The 16,211-nt window shown below is 74.6% G+C and carries 13 protein-coding genes; 9 read left to right on the top strand and 4 right to left on the bottom strand.

What is annotated here, in order from left to right; genetic code table 11:
* Positions 1–2,445: a glycoside hydrolase family 3 N-terminal domain-containing protein gene (locus AB0I11_RS19840; RefSeq protein WP_357322144.1), complete on the bottom strand. Its 2,445-nt coding sequence runs from the start codon at positions 2,443–2,445 to the stop codon at positions 1–3.
* 273 nt (positions 2,446–2,718) lie between these two features.
* Here AB0I11_RS19840 and AB0I11_RS19835 point away from each other — a divergent pair, with 273 nt between their 5' ends.
* From AB0I11_RS19835 to AB0I11_RS19825, 3 genes are all read left to right on the top strand, one after another.
* Complete coding sequence (locus AB0I11_RS19835; RefSeq protein WP_357322141.1) at positions 2,719–3,756, top strand: substrate-binding domain-containing protein; 1,038 nt, start codon at positions 2,719–2,721, stop codon at positions 3,754–3,756.
* Between the two features lie 25 nt (positions 3,757–3,781).
* Positions 3,782–4,795 (top strand): acetylxylan esterase, encoded by a 1,014-nt coding sequence (locus tag AB0I11_RS19830; RefSeq protein ID WP_357322138.1) that lies wholly within the window; start codon positions 3,782–3,784, stop codon positions 4,793–4,795.
* 97 nt (positions 4,796–4,892) lie between these two features.
* Positions 4,893–6,188, top strand: a complete 1,296-nt coding sequence (locus AB0I11_RS19825; protein WP_357322135.1) for a D-alanyl-D-alanine carboxypeptidase — start codon at positions 4,893–4,895, stop codon at positions 6,186–6,188.
* On the opposite strand, the gene AB0I11_RS19820 is transcribed toward AB0I11_RS19825, so the two are convergent.
* Positions 6,185–7,231 carry a LacI family DNA-binding transcriptional regulator gene (locus AB0I11_RS19820; protein ID WP_357322132.1) on the bottom strand — a complete coding sequence of 349 codons (1,047 nt, stop codon included), beginning with the start codon at positions 7,229–7,231 and terminating at the stop codon, positions 6,185–6,187. The two genes, AB0I11_RS19825 and AB0I11_RS19820, sit on opposite strands and share 4 nt — an antisense overlap.
* A 188-nt stretch (positions 7,232–7,419) precedes the next feature.
* Here AB0I11_RS19820 and AB0I11_RS19815 point away from each other — a divergent pair, with 188 nt between their 5' ends.
* The 4 genes from AB0I11_RS19815 (at position 7,420) to AB0I11_RS19800 (ending at position 11,124) form a co-directional block, all read left to right on the top strand.
* On the top strand, positions 7,420–8,385 hold the full coding sequence (locus AB0I11_RS19815) for an acetylxylan esterase (RefSeq protein WP_357322129.1): 966 nt from the start codon (positions 7,420–7,422) through the stop codon (positions 8,383–8,385).
* Positions 8,386–8,461: 76 nt separating this feature from the next.
* Entirely contained in the window at positions 8,462–9,292 is an 831-nt protein-coding gene (locus AB0I11_RS19810; protein WP_357322126.1) for a M15 family metallopeptidase, read from the top strand.
* A 75-nt stretch (positions 9,293–9,367) separates the two neighbouring features.
* The gene (locus tag AB0I11_RS19805) at positions 9,368–9,874 is read left to right on the top strand and encodes a DinB family protein (RefSeq protein ID WP_357322123.1); all 507 of its coding nucleotides are present in this window, start codon (positions 9,368–9,370) and stop codon (positions 9,872–9,874) included.
* Positions 9,875–10,083: 209 nt separating this feature from the next.
* On the top strand, positions 10,084–11,124 hold the full coding sequence (locus AB0I11_RS19800) for a zinc-dependent alcohol dehydrogenase family protein (RefSeq protein ID WP_357322121.1): 1,041 nt from the start codon (positions 10,084–10,086) through the stop codon (positions 11,122–11,124).
* A 46-nt stretch (positions 11,125–11,170) separates the two neighbouring features.
* Here the strand turns inward: AB0I11_RS19800 and AB0I11_RS19795 are convergent, their stop codons facing one another.
* Positions 11,171–11,950, bottom strand: a complete 780-nt coding sequence (locus AB0I11_RS19795; protein ID WP_357322118.1) for an alpha/beta hydrolase family protein — start codon at positions 11,948–11,950, stop codon at positions 11,171–11,173.
* 167 nt (positions 11,951–12,117) lie between these two features.
* Here AB0I11_RS19795 and AB0I11_RS19790 point away from each other — a divergent pair, with 167 nt between their 5' ends.
* Positions 12,118–12,510, top strand: a complete 393-nt coding sequence (locus tag AB0I11_RS19790; RefSeq protein WP_357322115.1) for a hypothetical protein — start codon at positions 12,118–12,120, stop codon at positions 12,508–12,510.
* 307 nt (positions 12,511–12,817) lie between these two features.
* Complete coding sequence (locus tag AB0I11_RS19785) at positions 12,818–14,824, top strand: translation factor GTPase family protein (RefSeq protein ID WP_357322112.1); 2,007 nt, start codon at positions 12,818–12,820, stop codon at positions 14,822–14,824.
* Positions 14,825–14,926: 102 nt separating this feature from the next.
* Here AB0I11_RS19785 and AB0I11_RS19780 read toward each other — a convergent pair whose 3' ends face one another.
* Positions 14,927–16,198: a hypothetical protein gene (locus AB0I11_RS19780; protein WP_357322109.1), complete on the bottom strand. Its 1,272-nt coding sequence runs from the start codon at positions 16,196–16,198 to the stop codon at positions 14,927–14,929.
* Positions 16,199–16,211: the final 13 nt, after the last annotated feature.

The following is a 16,211-nucleotide window of genomic DNA, read 5'->3' as shown; positions in this document are numbered from 1 at the left end:
CTACCTCTCCTCGGCGGTGTGCGGCAAGGTGCTGGCCGGCTCGACGCGCACCGACGGCTCGAGCCGCCGGTGCGGGCCGGTGTCCCGTTCGGCACCCACCAGGCGGAGCGGCAGGGCGGCCACCAGCTCGGCGCTCGACCGGCCGAACCGCAGCTCCACGTCGCCGGGCTCGACGATCCGCCGGCCGTGCCGGCCCGGGAACGACGCGAGGTCGGCGGAGACCGTGAAGCTGACCCGGGCGGCCTCGCCGGCCGCCAGCGGCACCCGGGCGTAACCGATCAGGCGGACCCTCGGACGGGTGGTCTGCGCGACGGGATCGTGCAGGTAGAGCTGGACGACCTCGGCGCCGGCGCGCGACCCGGTGTTGTGGACCGTGATCTCGACGGTCACCTCGCCGTCGACCGCCCAGGGCGCCGGCGCGTCGGGTCGGGCCGCCGCCCCGGACACGGCGGCCGCGCTCCACTCGAACGTCGTGTAGCTGAGCCCGTGGCCGAACGGGAAGGCCGGCGTCGGGTCGACCGAGGACACCTTCGATCGGTGCGTCAGCGTCGGGCCGAGGTAGGTGCCGGGCAGGCCGCCGGCGTCGCGGGGGACGCTGACCGGCAGCCGGCCGGACGGATTCACCAGGCCGGCGAGCACCTCGGCCAGCGCCCGCGCCCCACGCTGGCCGGGGAAGAAGGCCTGCACGACGGCGGCGGCCCGGTCGTACTCCGCGCCGAGGGCGTACGGCCGGCCGGTCAGCAGCACGAGGACGACCGGGGTGCCGGTGTCCAGGACGGCCCGGACCAGGTCGGCCTGCACGCCGGGCAGCCGCAGGTCGACCGCGTCGCAGCCCTCACCGGAGGTGCCCCGCCCGAACAGCCCGGCCCGGTCGCCGACGGCCAGCACGCAGACGTCGGCGGCCGCCGCGGCCGACACGGCGGCGGCGATGCCGCTGGTGTCGTCGCCGGTCACCGCGCAGCCCGGCGCGTAGCTGAGCTTCGGGAACAGCCGGTCGAGGGCGGCGCGCAGGGAGGCGATCTCCACCCCGGTCTCGTGGTCGGGGTGGTGGACGCCGACGTGCAGCGGGAACGAGTAGCAGCCGAGCATCGCCATCGGGTCGTCGGCGACCGGACCCACCAGGGCGATCCGCTGGTGCACGGTCAGCGGTAGCAGCTCCGCCCGGTTGCGCAGCAGGACGACGCACTCCCGGGCCAGCCGTAGGGCGACGTCCCGGCTGCGCTCGTCGTCGAGGCGTACCTGCTCGACCTGTGGGGGCAGCGGCTGCCAGCCGTCGTCGAGCAGGCCGAGTTCGATCTTCTGGATGAGCACCCGGCGCAGCGCCCGGTCGACCAGCGCCTCGTCGACCGTACCGGCGCGGACCGCCGCCACCAGTTCGGGGCCGAAGGTGTCCACGGTGGGCAGTTCGACGTCGATGCCGGCGGTCAGGGCGAGCCGGGCCGCGTCCGGCGCCCCGGCGGCGACGCCGTGCAGGGTCTCCAGGAAGCGCACCGCGAAGTAGTCCGCGACGACGGTCCCGGTGAAGCCCCACTCGTCTCGCAACAGTCCGGTCAGCAGGCTCCCGTCGGCGGCCACCGGCACGCCGTCGATCTCGGCGTAGGAGTTCATCACCGAGCGCGCCCCGCCGAGGCGCAGGGCCATCTCGAACGGCGGCAGGATGACCTCGGCCAGCTCCCGACGCCCCACCTGGGCGGGGGCGAGGTTGCGGCCGCCGCGGGAGGTCGAGTAGCCGGCGAAGTGCTTCAGGGTGGCGACCACGCCGGCCCGTTCCAGACCCCGGACGTACGCGGCGCCGACCGTGCCGACCAGGAAGGGGTCCTCGCCGATCGTCTCCTCGGTGCGGCCCCAGCGGTAGTCCCGGGTCACGTCCAGCACCGGCGCCAGGCCCTGGTGGACGCCGGCGGCCCGCATGGACCGGCCGATCCGTCCGGCCATCTCCTGCACCAGCTCCGGGTCGAAGGTGGCGCCCCAGCTCAGCGGCGCCGGATAGACCGTGGCCCGCCAGGCGGCGAACCCGGTGAGGCACTCCTCGTGCACCTGGGCCGGGATGCCGAACCGGCTCGCCGCCGCGATCTCCGCCTGGGACGCGGCCAGCGACCGGGCGCCGTGCACCGGGTCGACCGGCGCGGTCCCGAACGGGCGGGTCAGCTGGCCGAGGCCGTGCCGGATCACCTCGCCCCACTCGGGCGGGTCGCTCGCCAGGTCGGACTGGTGCGGGGCGACGCCGGCTCCGGACGCGTCGGCGCCGACCCAGACGCCGACGAGCTGGGCGATCTTCTCCTCCAGCGACATCAGCGGGAGCAACGCGTCCGCGCGCCGGTCCGGCGGCAGCGCAGAGTCCCGCCACGGCTGGGCATCGATCGCCGGGCCGGGCTGGGCCGCCGGGCCGGGCTGGGCCGCCGGTGGCTGGACCGCCGGGTGGGTGACGGGCAACTGGTCGGTCATGCACACCTCTCGAATCCGACCAGCAGTCCTCCCGGGCGGAGCATCGGGAAGCCGCGGTCTCCTCCGAAACTTTCGGCGACCACGTGGTACTTGTTGCGGGAACTTAGGGGGCGGGCCGGACCGTGTCAAGAGGTGGGGGAAAGCGCTGTCCACGCTGGAGGGTATCGACGGCAACGAGCTGTGGAGCCGGTTGCCCAGCCCCGACGGGTCATCGTCGACCGGCGACGCCTGTGATAATGTCCGCCGAAATTTTCGGACGCTTGGATGAGGCCCATGACGACGTCCCGCCCCGCCACCCCGCCCGGCGCCGCCACCATCGCGACCATCGCCAACGAGGTCGGCGTCTCCGTGGCCACCGTCTCGAAGGTGCTCAACGGCCGCGCCGACGTCGCCGCCGACACCCGGGCCCGGGTCGAGGCCAGCCTCGAACGGCACGGGTACCGCCGCCGGTCACGCCGGCGGTCGGCCGACGCCGGGCAGGTTCACCTGGTCTTCCACGAGTTCGACAACGAGTGGGCCATGGAGATCATCCGGGGGGTGGAGTCGGTGACCGCGCCGGCCGGGGTCAACGTGGTGCTCTCCCAGTTGGGCGGCGCGCACCGCCCCCCGCAGCAGTGGCTCGACGAGCTGCTCGCCCACCCGCCGCGCGGCGTGCTGTTCGTGCTGTGCCAGCTCGGCGAGGCACAGCAGCGCCAGCTCCAGCGCCGCAAGATCCCCTTCGTGGTGCTGGACACCGACAGCGCGACCTCGGCCTCGGTGCCCACCGTCGGCTCGAACAACTTCAACGGCGGCCTGCTCGCCGCCCGCCACCTGCTCGGTCTCGGCCACCGCCGGATCGGGATCATCTCCGGGCCGCAGGACGTGCTCTGCAGCCGGGCCCGGGCGGCCGGCTTCCGCTCCGCCCACGAGGAGGCGGGCGTCGCGGTGGAACCGGAGCTGGTGCGCTTCGGCAGCTTCTACGTCGACGCCGGCTACACGTACGGGATGGAGCTGCTGACCACGGCGCAGCGTCCCACGGCGATCTTCGCGGGCTCCGACATGCAGGCCATGGGCGTGCTCCGGGCGGCGCGCCAGCTCGGTCTGGACGTCCCCGGCGACCTGTCGGTGGTCGGCTACGACAACCTGCCGGTGGCCGCCTGGATCGGCCCCGCCCTGACCACCGTCAACCAGCCGCTGCGCGACATGGCCGGCACGGCCACCCAGATGCTGCTCGAGCTGGCCCGTGGGGTGGACCTGCCGGCCAGCCGGGTCGACCTGGTGACCGAGTTGATCGTGCGCGAGACCTCCGCCCCGCCCGCCCGGACCCGCTGAGTCCCGTCTCCACCCGCGAGGAGCCATGGCCCTGTTCGACCTTCCCCTCGACCACCTGCGCCGGTACGCGCCCACGGTGCCGGAGCCGGCCGACTTCGACGCCTTCTGGCGCGCGACGCTGGCCGCCGAGGCGCCCCGGCCGGTGCTGCTCGACGTCCGGCCGGAGCCGACCGACCTGCGCCTGGTGGAGACCTGGGACGTGACCTTCGCCGGCTTCGGCGGCGACCCGGTCAGGGCCTGGTACACCCGACCGGCCGCAGTGGACACACCGCTGCCCGCCGTCGTGGAGTACGTCGGCTACGGGCGCGGGCGCGGCCTGCCGCACGAGCGGTTGACCTGGCCGGTCGCCGGATACGCCCACCTGCTGATGGACGCCCGGGGGTCGGGTCAGTACGGCAGCGGGGACACCGACGACCCGCACGCCGGCCGCGCGGGCGGCCCCTGGCCGGTGACCTGGGGCATCCTGGACCCGGAGCGCTACTACTACCGCCGGCTGATCACCGACGCGGTGCGCGCCGTGCAGGCCGTGCGCGCGCTGCCCGGCGTCGACGCCGCCCGCGTGGTCGCCGCCGGGAACAGCCAGGGCGGCGGTCTCGCCCTCGCCGTGGCGGGACTCGTCCCCGACCTCGCGGCGCTGCTCACCACGGCCCCGTTCCTCTGCCACATCCAGCGCGCCATCGAGATCACCGACGCCGCGCCGTACGGCGAGATCGCGCAGTACGTCGCGGTCAACCGGGAGGCGGAGGCGCGGGTACGGGCCACCCTGTCCTACGTCGACGGCGTCGCCTTCGCCCGCCGGGCCGCCGCGCCTGCGCACTTCGGTGTCGGCCTGCGGGACCGGGTCTGCCCGCCGAGCACCGCGTTCGCCGCCTACAACCAGTACGGCACCGACCACGGCCGGCTCGACCCCGGCGACCGGGAGATCCACGTCTACCCGTTCAACCAGCACGAGGGCGGCGAGGCCGTGCAGGTGCGGCGGCAGCTGCGCTGGCTGGCGCAGCGCGTACCCCTGCCGGGGCCCGCCCCCACCGGGGGGTGACGAGAGGGCCGGGAACCTTACCGCCCGGGCGGGCCCGCCGGGCGCGAATGGCCGAGCAGGCAACCCGATCGTGGCGGTGTGGCTAGCGTCCGGGGACATGAGAGGCCTGCCCGCGGCGCTCGCCGTCGCCCTGCTCGTACCGGCGCTCAGCCTGCCCGGGGCGGTCCCGGCGAACGCCCGGGCCGGCGGCTCGGCCCGCGGCGGACGCCTGCCGGCCGGCCCGCCGCCCTGCCCGAACGTGCGGGCCCCGGCGACCCGGCCACCGCAGCCACCGCCGCCGGCCGACCCCGCGGCCCGCGCGGTCGGCGGGGCCGCGCTGGCGACCGCCGGTCTCGTGGTGCCCGCCTCGACGCCGGCCCCGCCACCGGTCACCGCGACCTCCTGGCTGGTCGCCGACCTGGACAGCGGCGCCGTGCTGGGTGGCTGCGGCCCGCACGAGTACGGCGTGCCGGCGAGCGTGCAGAAGCTGCTGCTGGCCGCCACCATGCTGCCCATGCTGGACCCGGACCGCGAGGTCACGGTGACCGCCGGGGATGTGGCCATCGAGCCGGGCAGCTCGGCGGTGGGACTGGTCGAGGGCGGCCGGTACCGGATCGAGACGATCTGGCTGGGTCTGCTGCTCAAGTCCGGCAACGAGGCGGCCAACGCCCTCGCCCGCCTCGGCGGCGGCCCGGACGGGCTGGCCGGGGGCGTCCGGGCGATGAACGAGCAGGCGCACTGGCTGGGGGCGCGCCAGACGCACGCGGTGACCCCATCGGGCCTCGACGGACCAGGTCAGTTCACCAGCGCGTACGACCTCGCGTTGATCGCCCGGGCCTGCTTCGCCCAGCCCGCCTTCCGCCGGTACACCGCGACCCGTACCGCGGTGGTGCCCGGCCAGCCGGCGCTGCGGGTGAAGCCGTTCGAGATCCAGAACGACAACCAGTTGCTGGCGCAGTATCCGGGTGCCCTGGGCGGCAAGACGGGCTTCACCGACCTGGCCCGGCACACCTACGTCGGGGCCGCCGAGCGCGGCGGACGCCGGCTCGTGGTCACCCTGCTCGGCGCCGAGATCCCGACCCAGCGCGGCTGGCAGCAGGGCGCGGCCCTGCTCGACTGGGGGTTCGCGCTGCCCCGGGACGCGGCGGTGGGGCGGCTGGTCGGGCCGGGCGAACTCAGCTCGGCCAGCCCGTCCCCGTCGGCCGGCGGGTCGGCGCTCGCCGCCGGCCGGGCCGGGGGCGCTCCCGCCGCCACGCACGTCGGCGGCTGGCCGGGCGCCCGGTCGTCGGTGGCCGTCGGGGCGCTGCTGGTGGCCGGCGGCGCGGTGCTGCTGGGCCGCCGACGCCGGCACCCGGCCGCCCTCGTCGCGCCGGCCGGGTCACCGCGCCCGCCGGACGACGGTGGCCGTGGCTAGCGGGACAGGTCCGCCGGGACCCGCTCGGCGTCGTACCGGACCGAACTGTCCCGCACGACCAACTCGGTGGCCAGCTCGACCCGCGGGGACTCGATCTCCTCGCCCTGGGACAGGCGCAGCACCGTACGCGCGGCGAGCCGCCCCATCTCGACCAGCGGCTGCCGGACCGTGGTCAGCGGCGGCGACGCCCAGCGTGCCTCGGGCAGGTCGTCGAAGCCGACCACGCTGACGTCGTCGCCGACCCGCAGCCCGCGGCGGCGCACCGCCTCGTAGACCCCGAAGGCCATCTGGTCGCTGGCCGCGAAGACCGCGGTGGGCGGGTCGTCGAGCTCCAGCAAGGCCGTCCCCGCCGCGAAGCCGGAGGCGTGATAGAAGTCGCCGGGCTGCACGAGCCGGTCGTCCAGCGGCATGCCGGCCCGCTCCAGGGCGGCCCGGTAGCCGTCGAGCCGGGCCCGGCTGCACAGCAGGTGCGGCGGGCCGGCCACCAGACCGATCCGGCGGTGCCCGAGCGCGAGCAGGTGCTCGGTCGCGGCGAGCCCGCCGGACCAGTTGGTGGCGCCGATGGTGGGCACGTCGGTGGCGGGCGCCCCGGCCGGGTCGACGACCACGACCGGCACGTTGAGCCGGCGCAGCTGCGCGTGCACCGGCGAGGTGAGGTGCGAGGTCACCAGGATGACGCCGTCCGAGGCGCGGGCGCGCAGGTTCTGCAGCCACTGCCGGGTCGAGGTGGACTCGCGGTGGATCGCCGAGACCACGGTGCCCACCCCGGCGGCGTGCCCGACGTCCTCCACGCCGCGGATGATCTCCAGGGCCCACGGGCTGTCCAGGTCGGGGAAGAGCAGGTCGAGCAGGCCCGCCCGGTGCGCGGCGCGGGTGCCGCGCCGCCGGTAGCCGTGGTGACGCAGCAGCTCCTCGACCCGCTCCCGGGTCTCCGGCGCGACGTCCGAACGGCCGTTGAGCACGCGGGAGACGGTGGGCACGGAGACCCCGGCCTCCCGCGCGATCACGGTGATGGTCACCCTGCGCTCGCCGTCCGTGCTCACCCGCGTCTCCTTCACCCGGCCGGAACACCGACGGCAACGGTGCCGACGGCGCTCGGAACGGCCTGCCGCCCCCGGATCATCTTGCCGTACGGCCCGGGGGTTGACGACAACCCGGGGTCGCCCTAGCGTTCCGGGAGATCATCGCCAGGTTTCGGAAATTTCCCGGTCGGCCAGCGGAGGAGCGGCTCTTGTACACCGACCTGCCCGAGGCGGACCTGCGCGGCTACCGCAGCGCGCTACGCGAGCCGGACGACTTCGACGCCTTCTGGGCCGAGACCCTCGCCGAGGCGCGCGAGTGCGGCGGCGACCTCGACGTGACCCCGGTGACCACGCCGCTGACCAGCCTCGACGTCTTCGACGTGACCTTCCCCGGCTTCGCCGGCCAGCCGGTCCGGGCGTGGCTGCGGGTGCCGCGCGGCGCCACCGGACCGCTGCCCACCGTGGTGCAGTACGTCGGCTACGGCGGCGGCCGGGGGCACGCGCTGGAGAACCTGCTCTGGGCCGCGGCCGGCTACGCGCACCTGCAGATGGACACCCGGGGCCAGGGTTCCGGGTGGAGCCGGGGCGACACCCCCGACCTGGCCGGCGCCGGCCCGCAGGCGCCCGGCGTCACCACCCGGGGCATCGAGGACCCCCGCCGCTACTACTACCGGCGTTTCCTCACCGACGCGGTCCGGGCCGTCGACGCCGCCCGCCGGCTGCCGGCCGTCGACCCGGACCGGGTGGCGGTGCTCGGGCACAGCCAGGGCGGCGCCGCCGCGCTGGCCACCGCCGCCCTGGTGCCCGACCTGCGCGCGGCCGTGTCGTACGTGCCGTTCCTCTGTGACATCCCGCGCGCGGTGACCATCACCGACGCCCACCCCTACCGGGAGATCCGGGACTACCTGGCGGTGCACCGGGACCGGGAGGACGCCGCACTGCACACCCTTGGCTACGTCGACGGGGTCGCCTTCGCCCGGCGGGCCACCGTGCCCGCCCGCTTCTCGGTCGCCCTGATGGACGAGATCGTGCCGCCGTCCACGGTGTTCGCCGCGGTGCACGCCTACCGAGGGCCGGCCGAGCTGGCCGTCTGGCGGTACAACGGCCACGAGGCGGGCGGCATCGACGACGACGCCGCCGCGCTCGACTTTCTCCGGTCCGCCCTCGACGGCTGACGGCCCGCCCCCGGCGCCCACGGTTGCCGGCCCGGCGGGCCCCGATGCTGGTAGACACGGCGGGGTGAGGACCGGCGTGCGCGTGGCGACCGCCGTGGCCGTGCTGGCCGCGGCGCTGACCGCCGCCTGCCAGCGGCCCGGGCCCGCCCCGCCGCCGACACCGCCGCCGCCCACCGCGCCCACTCCGTCGGCCACCCCGGCCGGGCCGCGCGCCCCGGCCGACATCGTCGACCTCGCCGCCGTCGACCCGAGCGTGCGCACCGACATCCGGTACGCCGGCGCGCACAACTTCGTCGGCCGGCCGATCACCGGCTACGCCGAGCCGCGCTGCCTGCTCACCCGCCCGGCGGCCGAGGCGCTGCACCGGGTGCAGACCGCCGCGCTCGCCCAGGGGCGCAGCCTCAAGGTGTACGACTGCTACCGCCCGCAGCGGGCCGTGGACGACTTCGTCGCCTGGGCGAAGCGCCCCGGCGAGCAGCAGATGAAGGGCGAGTTCTATCCCGCCGAGCCGAAGGACCGGCTCTTCGCCGACGGCTACGTCGGCGCGCCGACCGCGCACAGCCGGGGCAGCACAGTCGACCTCACGCTCGTTCCGGTGCCCACCCCCGACCAGCCCGGGTACGCGCCCGGGCAGCCGCTGGTGGCCTGCACCGCGCCCGCCGGCCGGCGCTTCGCCGACAACTCCGTCGACATGGGCACCGGCTACGACTGCTTCGACCCGCGCGCGCACACCGCCGACGCCCGGATCACCGGGACCGCCCGAGACAACCGGCAGTTGCTCAAGCGGCTGATGACCGCGCAGGGCTTCGAGAACTACCCCCGCGAGTGGTGGCACTACCGCTACCTCGACGAGCCGTACCCGAAGACGTACTTCGACTTTCCGGTGGCCCGGTCGTCGCTGCGGTGAGCGGCGGGGCTGCGGCTAGGCTCTCCGGTCGGAACACGGGACGGGCCGGCCGGTGGCCGCTCGGAGGGGAGCGTCGTGGAGACCGAACGGATCGGGCCGCCGCTGGTGGCCGGGGAGCGGGAGATGCTGCGCGCCTTCCTCGACTTCCACCGGGCCACCCTGGCCCTCAAGTGCGAGGGGCTGACCGACGAGCAGTTGCGCCAGCAGTCCTCGCCGCCGTCCACCCTGTCGCTGCTCGGCCTGGTCCGGCACATGGCCGAGGTGGAACGCCAGTGGTTCCGCCGGGTGATCAACGGGGAGGACCTCCCGCTGGTCTGGTCGGACAGCGGCGACTACCAGGAGGCGTACGACGCCAGCACGGCGGACCGGTCGGCGGCGTTCGAGGCGTGGCGGCGCGAGGTCGAGCACGCCCGCCGCATCGAGCGGGAGGCCGAGTCGCTCGACGTCACCGCGTACAACGCCCGCTGGGCGGAGGACGTCTCGTTGCGCCTGGTGATGCTGCACATGATGCACGAGTACGCCCGGCACAACGGCCACGCCGACTTCCTCCGGGAGGCCCTCGACGGCGCGGTCGGCGTCTGACCGGTCCCCGCCCGTACACCCCGCCCCGGCGGCCTCGTCGCGCGCCCGCCCGCCGCGCCGCCCGGCCCCCGGCGGCGGCCTCGTCCCCTGCGCCCGCCCTTCCGGCCCGGTGCCGGGGCGGAGGTCCCGCCGGCCGGTCCGTTCGGCCCTTCTCCGCCGCCCCGCCGGCGGAGAAGCGTGGCAGGGAGAAACGGCGTGAAGGAGGAGCCATGAAGGCACTCGTGTACGGCGGGCCGGGCGACAAGTCCTGGTCCGACATCCCGGACCCCACCATCGCCGGCCCCCGGGACGCGATCGTCCGGGTCGACGCGGTCACCATCTGCGGGACCGACCTGCACATCCTCGGCGGTGACGTGCCCGAGGTGCCGGCCGGCCGCGTGCTCGGCCACGAGGCGGTGGGCACCGTCGTCGCGGTCGGCGACGGCGTCGGCAACCTCAAGGAGGGCGACCGGGTCCTCGCCTCCTGCATCTCCGCGTGTGGCGTGTGCCGCTACTGCCGCGAGGGCGCCTACGGGCAGTGCCTCGGCGGTGGCGGCTGGGTCCTCGGCCACACGGTCGACGGCGTGCAGGCCGAGTACGCCCGCATCCCGTTCGCCGACCTGTCCACCTACCACCTGCCCGAGCAGGTCTCCGACGAGGCGGCCGTGCTGCTGGCCGACATCCTGCCCACCTCCTACGAGGTCGGCGTGCTCAACGGACAGGTAAGTCCCGGCGACACCGTGGCGGTGGTGGGCACCGGACCGATCGGGCTGGCCGCCATCCAGACCGCGAAGCTCTACTCGCCGACCCACATCGTGGCCGTCGACAAGGCGCAGAGCCGGCTCGACGCGGCCAAGCGGTTCGGCGCGGACCTGACCGTGCTCGCCGACGACGACCCGCTCGAGGCGGTCCGTTCGGTGACCGGTGGGCTCGGCGCGGACGTGGTGATCGAGGCGGTCGGCACCCCGGCCACGTTCGAGCTCTGCACCACCCTGGTCCGGGCCGGCGGCCGGGTCGCCAACATCGGCGTGCACGGCAGTCCGGCGACGCTGCACCTGGAGCGACTGTGGATCCGGAACGTCACCATCACCACCGGCCTGGTCGACACGCGGACCACCCCGACGCTGTTGCGGATGCTGGTCGCCGGCCAGCTCGACACGGCGGACATGGTGACCCACCGGTTCGCGCTGGACCAGATCGTCGAGGCGTACGATGTCTTCTCCCGGCCGGCGGAGACCGGCGCGCTCAAGGTCGTGCTGACCCGCCGCTGACCCGGCGCCCCGCCGCATCCCCGACCCAGGGCCGGGGGTGCGGCCGTCACCGGTCGCGGCGCAGCGGCAGCCAGGCCAGCACGTCCTGGATCTTCGCGTCCCAGTACGCCCAGTCGTGGTCGCCGGGGGAGAAGTCCACGGTCAGCGGCACACCGCGCCGGCGGGCGGTCTCGACGAAGCGGACGTTGTCCGCGTAGAGGAAGTCCTCGGTGCCGCACCCGACGTAGAGCGCCGGCAGGTCGTCGCCGGCGCGCTCCAGCAGCGCCACCGTGTCGTCGTCGGCGCCGGCCACCGCGCGGTCACCCCAGACGGTGTGCCAGACCGCCGGATCCAGCGGGCGGGTCGGATGGTCGCGCCGCCGGGCGACGTCGAGCGCGCCGGAGAGGCTGGCCGCCGCCGCGAACCGGCCCGGCTGCCGCAGCGCCCACTTCAACGCCCCGTAGCCGCCCATCGACAGGCCGGCCACGAAGGTGTCCGCCGGCCGGTCGGAGAGCCGGAAGAAGGACCGGCAGATCACCGGCAGTTCCTCGCTGAGGAAGGTCCAGTACCGGTTGCCGTGCGCCTCGTCGGTGTAGAAACTTCGCTGGACCTGCGGCATCACCACGGCCAGCCCGAGCCGCGCGACGTACCGCTCGATCGCGGTGCGCCGGGTCCAGATCGTGTCGTCGTCGGTCAGTCCGTGCAGCAGGTAGAGCACCGGCGGATCCGCGGTGGCCCCGCTGCCCGTCATCCCGATCTGCGTCGCGGCGCGCTCGGGCAGCAGCACGGTCATCGAGGTGCTCATGCCGAGCGTCTCGGAGAAGAAGTCGCACCGGATCCGGGCCATGGGGCGGGATCGTACCGCCGGTGGTGCCGGCCGGCCACGACGGAGGTCGAATGGACAGTTCCTATTGCCGGAAGGCGGCCGGGAGGGACAGGATGGCGATGCGCGCCGGAAACATTCCCGTAACCCGCGCGCTGCTGGTCTCTGTCACGAGGAAGTGGGAGTCAGGCATGAGCGACGTGTCGTCGGCGCTGGGTGTGCGCCTCTACCCGGACCTGGTCGAACGGGGTGGCCTCGCGGCCGCGCTCGCCGACACCGCCGCCCGGCACCGGCTCGACATCGGGGAGGTCACCGCCCCCGACCACGGGCGGGCCCGGTTCACCTGCGCCGAGCTGGCCTCGGCGCACGGCGTGGTCTGCGTCGGCCTCGGCTCCCAGGCCCGCTACTTCATGATCGACCTCCGGGTGTCCGACGAGGTCCAGGCCCGTGGCGACGCCACCGACCTGCTCCAGGTCGCCCAGGTGGCCGCCGCGTGGCGGGCCGGTACGACGCTGCCCGAGCTGACCGCCGCGTTCTCGTTCATGGAGGAGATGAAGCGGCGCCCGGTCGCGCAGGTCCGCTAGCGCACCCGGCCCGGCCCCGCCGGGCACGCCCCGCGAGCGGCTGCTCGCGGTCCACCGACGTCCCGTACCCCGGCCCACTCCGGCCGGGGTACCCGTCGTGGTCCCCCCGATGTCCCGCCCGCCCCCGTTGCCCGGCACGGGTGTGCCGCCGCCCGGTCACCCGTGCGGGTTAACCGGTTGCCGAGCCCACCGGCCCGCTGCTGCAATGCCCGTACGACGTCCACCGAGTGAAGGAGCACCACGATGCGAGCCGCGTCCATGTCCCACCAGAAGGGAACGACCGCCTACCCGGAGGACATGACGCTTCGTGGCAACCCTCAACCTCGGCATCCTCGCCCATGTCGACGCCGGTAAGACCAGCCTGACCGAACGGCTGCTGCACAGCGCCGGCGTCATCGACGTGCCCGGCAGCGTGGACGACGGCAGCACCCGTACCGACACCATGGCGCTGGAGCGGCAGCGGGGGATCACCATCCGCTCCGCCGTGGTCTCCTTCGCCGTCGCCGGTGTGACGGTCAACCTCATCGACACCCCGGGCCACCCCGACTTCATCGCCGAGGTGGAGCGGGCGCTCGGCGTGCTCGACGGCGCCGTGCTCGTCGTCTCCGCCGTCGAGGGCGTCCAGGCCCAGACCCGGGTGCTCGCCCGCACCCTGCACCGGCTCCGCATCCCCACCCTCATCTTCGTGAACAAGGTGGACCGGGCCGGCGCCGACCCGGACCGGGTGCTGCGCCAGATCACCGACCGGCTCACCCCGTACGCGGTCGCCCTCGGCCGGGTCCAGGCCGCCGGCACCCCGGCGGCCCGCTGGCGCCCGTACCCGATCGACGACCCCGACCACACCACCCGGCTCGTCGACCTGCTCACCGCGCACGACGACGCGCTGCTCGGCGCGTACCTCGCCGACGAGCGTGCGGTGACCGGCGCCCGGCTGCGGGCGGCGCTCGCCGCGCAGACCGCCCGGGCCCGGGTGCACCCGGTGCACGCCGGCTCCGCGATCACCGGCGCCGGGGTCGACGACCTGATCGGCGCCATCGCCGAGCTGCTGCCGGCCGGCGAGGGCGACGACGCGGCGCCGCTGTCCGGCACGGTGTTCAAGGTCGAACGCGGCCCGGCCGGCGAGAAGGTCGCGTACGCCCGGATCTTCGCCGGCACCCTGCGGGTCCGCGACCGGATCCGGTACCGCGGCGACCAGGAGGCCAAGGTGACCGCCCTGGCCGTCTTCGACGGCGGCGACGCGGCACCGGCCGGCTCGGTCGGCGCCGGCCGGATCGCCCGCCTGCACGGCCTCACCGACGTCCGCGTCGGCGACCCGCTCGGCGTCGCACCCGAACGCCCCGGCGGCCGGCACCACTTCTCCCCACCCACCCTGGAGACCGTCGTCGAGCCCGCGCGGGCCACCGACCGGCCCGCGCTGCACGCCGCGCTCGCCCAGCTCGCCGAGCAGGACCCGCTGATCAATCTGCGCCAGGACGACCTGCGCCGGGAGATCGCCGTCTCCCTCTACGGCGAGGTGCAGAAGGAGGTCATCCAGGCCACCCTCGCCGACGAGTACGGCGTCCCGGTCACCTTCCGGGAGACCACCACCGTCTGCGTCGAACGACCCATCGGCGCCGGTGCCGCGGTGGAATGGATCGGCAGGGACCCGAACCCGTTCCTCGGCACGGTCGGGCTCCGGATCGAGCCCGGGCCGGTCGACAGCGGCGTGGCCTTCCGGCTCGGCATCGAACTCGGCTCGATGCCGCCGGCCTTCCTCAAGGCCATCGAGGACACCGTGCGGGAGACCCTGCACCAGGGGCTGCACGGCTGGTCGGTGCTCGACTGCGTGGTCACCCTCACCCACGGCGGCTACTGGGCCCGGCAGAGCCACGCGCACGCCGTGTTCGACAAGAGCATGTCCAGCACCGCCGGCGACTTCCGCAACCTCACCCCGCTGGTGCTGATGGCCGCGCTGCGCCAGGCCGGCACCCGCGTCCACGAGCCGGTGCACCGGTTCCGCCTGGAGGTGCCGGCCGACCTGTTCGGCGTGGTCCTGCCGGTGCTCGCCGGTCTGGACGCGGTGCCCCGCAGCTCGCTGCTGCGCGGCGGCGCGTACCTGGTGGAGGGGGAGGTGCCGGCCGGCCGGGTGCACGCGCTGGAGCAGCGGCTGCCGTCGCTCACCCGGGGCGAGGGCAGCCTGGAGGCCGAGTTCGACCACTACCGGCCGGTGCGTGGCCCGGCACCGAGCCGGCCCCGCTGGGACCACGACCCGCTCAACCGCAAGGAGTACCTGCTCGCCGTCGCCCGCCGGGTCACCGCCCGGACCGACCGGTGACCGGCCCTCCGGCCGGCGCGGAGAATGCCCCGCCCCGGATGTCGGTCCGGGGCGGGGCACCTTCGCGGGCCGCCGTGGTCCGGCCGCCCGGCGAGACCCCGGCTACCCGAGCAGGCTGATCTTGCGGGCGAAGACGTACCGCTCGCCCTGCGTCTCGTTCAGGTTCCAGAGCCAGCCGGTGGTCTTGTCGTAGGAGAGGTCCTCGGGGTGGGTGACCGGCAACTCGTTGTAGACCACGTTGTTGCCGGGTACCCACGTGATCAGGTCGCCGACGGCGTTTCCGTTGGGCCGGGAGATGAAGTACTTGCCGCCGACGCTGGTGGCGCCGTTCATCTCGTTGATGTCGATCTGGATGGCGCTGGTGGCGGTGGCCACGTTGCTGGTCGCGGTCAGCAGCCGGGTGCTGGCGTCGATGCTGAACCGGAACAGCCGCTTGTGATCGGCGGGCTCCTCCGGCTTGCCGTACTCGCCGACCAGGATGCTGTCCGGCGTGGTGGTGCGGTCGAGGGAGATGAACGACCACTGGATGGGCCGCTCGCCGCCGGTGGGGGTCTGCGCGTCGTAGGCCGCGCTCTGCGGCAGCACGTACGCGTAGTTGTGCGCGGTGTAGCTGCCGTTGGACTGCCGGCCGATGCTGGACTCGTCGCCGTTGGCGGTGACCTTCAGCATCTTCGTGGTGTCGAAGACCCGGATGCCCCTGTTGGTGTCCACCACGTACAGCAGCTTCCCGTACCACATCAGGCCGCCGGCGTGGAAGTTGATGGCCTTGAAGTTCGGCATGCCGGCGCCGCCGGTCGACGGGTCGAGGAAGGGCTCGACCAGCAGCACGTGCCGGTACTTGGGCGCGGCCGGGTTGGTCATGTCGACGAAGCTGATCCGCGCGCCCTTACCGGTCGTGTCGTCCAGGTTGTCGTACCACGACACCAGGGTGACCCGGCGGCCGTTGTAGGTGCCGACGTCGGCGTAGTCGGCACTTGTCGTGATGCCCTGGGGCACCCAGCCGCCGGTCCGGTCGTTCGTGCTCGGGTCCCAGGTCCAGCCCTGCGCGAACGCGGTCATGTCCAGATCCCACTTGACCCCGGTGCGGTTGGCCGAGTTGAGCACGTCGTCGACGGTGGCCCACGGTAACGAGCCGTTGAGCTGGATGTCGTTGATCACCTGGGTGTACGGCGCCACGGTGCCCGTCCTGGTGGTGGTCCGGTACGCCAGCTTGAAGTGGCTCGCCGTGAGGTAGGAGAGGTCGGCCGGGGCCGGCTGCGGACCGACGGGTGCCCCGGCGGCCGAGGCAGGGTGCTGGCCGATCGCCGCCGCGCCGGTGATGGCGACCGGCGCGGCGGCGAGACCCTTCAGCAGTGTGCGTCGATTGATCATCATGGCGGTCGAAGGT

The organism is Micromonospora sp. NPDC050495 (genome assembly GCF_040655175.1).
GTDB lineage: Bacteria > Actinomycetota > Actinomycetes > Mycobacteriales > Micromonosporaceae > Micromonospora.
The sequence above is the reverse complement of the archived record's forward strand: the minus strand, read 5'-3'. Positions and strand labels throughout refer to the sequence as shown.

What these genes read in the sequence shown, in the direction of transcription:
- AB0I11_RS19840 (WP_357322144.1), bottom strand. Translation starts at nt 2,445, where the DNA reads ATGACCGACCAGTTGCCCGTCACCCACCCGGCGGTCCAGCCACCGGCG.
- AB0I11_RS19835 (WP_357322141.1), top strand. Translation starts at nt 2,719, where the DNA reads ATGACGACGTCCCGCCCCGCCACCCCGCCCGGCGCCGCCACCATCGCG.
- AB0I11_RS19830 (WP_357322138.1), top strand. Translation starts at nt 3,782, where the DNA reads ATGGCCCTGTTCGACCTTCCCCTCGACCACCTGCGCCGGTACGCGCCC.
- AB0I11_RS19825 (WP_357322135.1), top strand. Translation starts at nt 4,893, where the DNA reads ATGAGAGGCCTGCCCGCGGCGCTCGCCGTCGCCCTGCTCGTACCGGCG.
- AB0I11_RS19800 (WP_357322121.1), top strand. Translation starts at nt 10,084, where the DNA reads ATGAAGGCACTCGTGTACGGCGGGCCGGGCGACAAGTCCTGGTCCGAC.
- AB0I11_RS19795 (WP_357322118.1), bottom strand. Translation starts at nt 11,950, where the DNA reads ATGGCCCGGATCCGGTGCGACTTCTTCTCCGAGACGCTCGGCATGAGC.
- AB0I11_RS19790 (WP_357322115.1), top strand. Translation starts at nt 12,118, where the DNA reads ATGAGCGACGTGTCGTCGGCGCTGGGTGTGCGCCTCTACCCGGACCTG.
- AB0I11_RS19780 (WP_357322109.1), bottom strand. Translation starts at nt 16,198, where the DNA reads ATGATGATCAATCGACGCACACTGCTGAAGGGTCTCGCCGCCGCGCCG.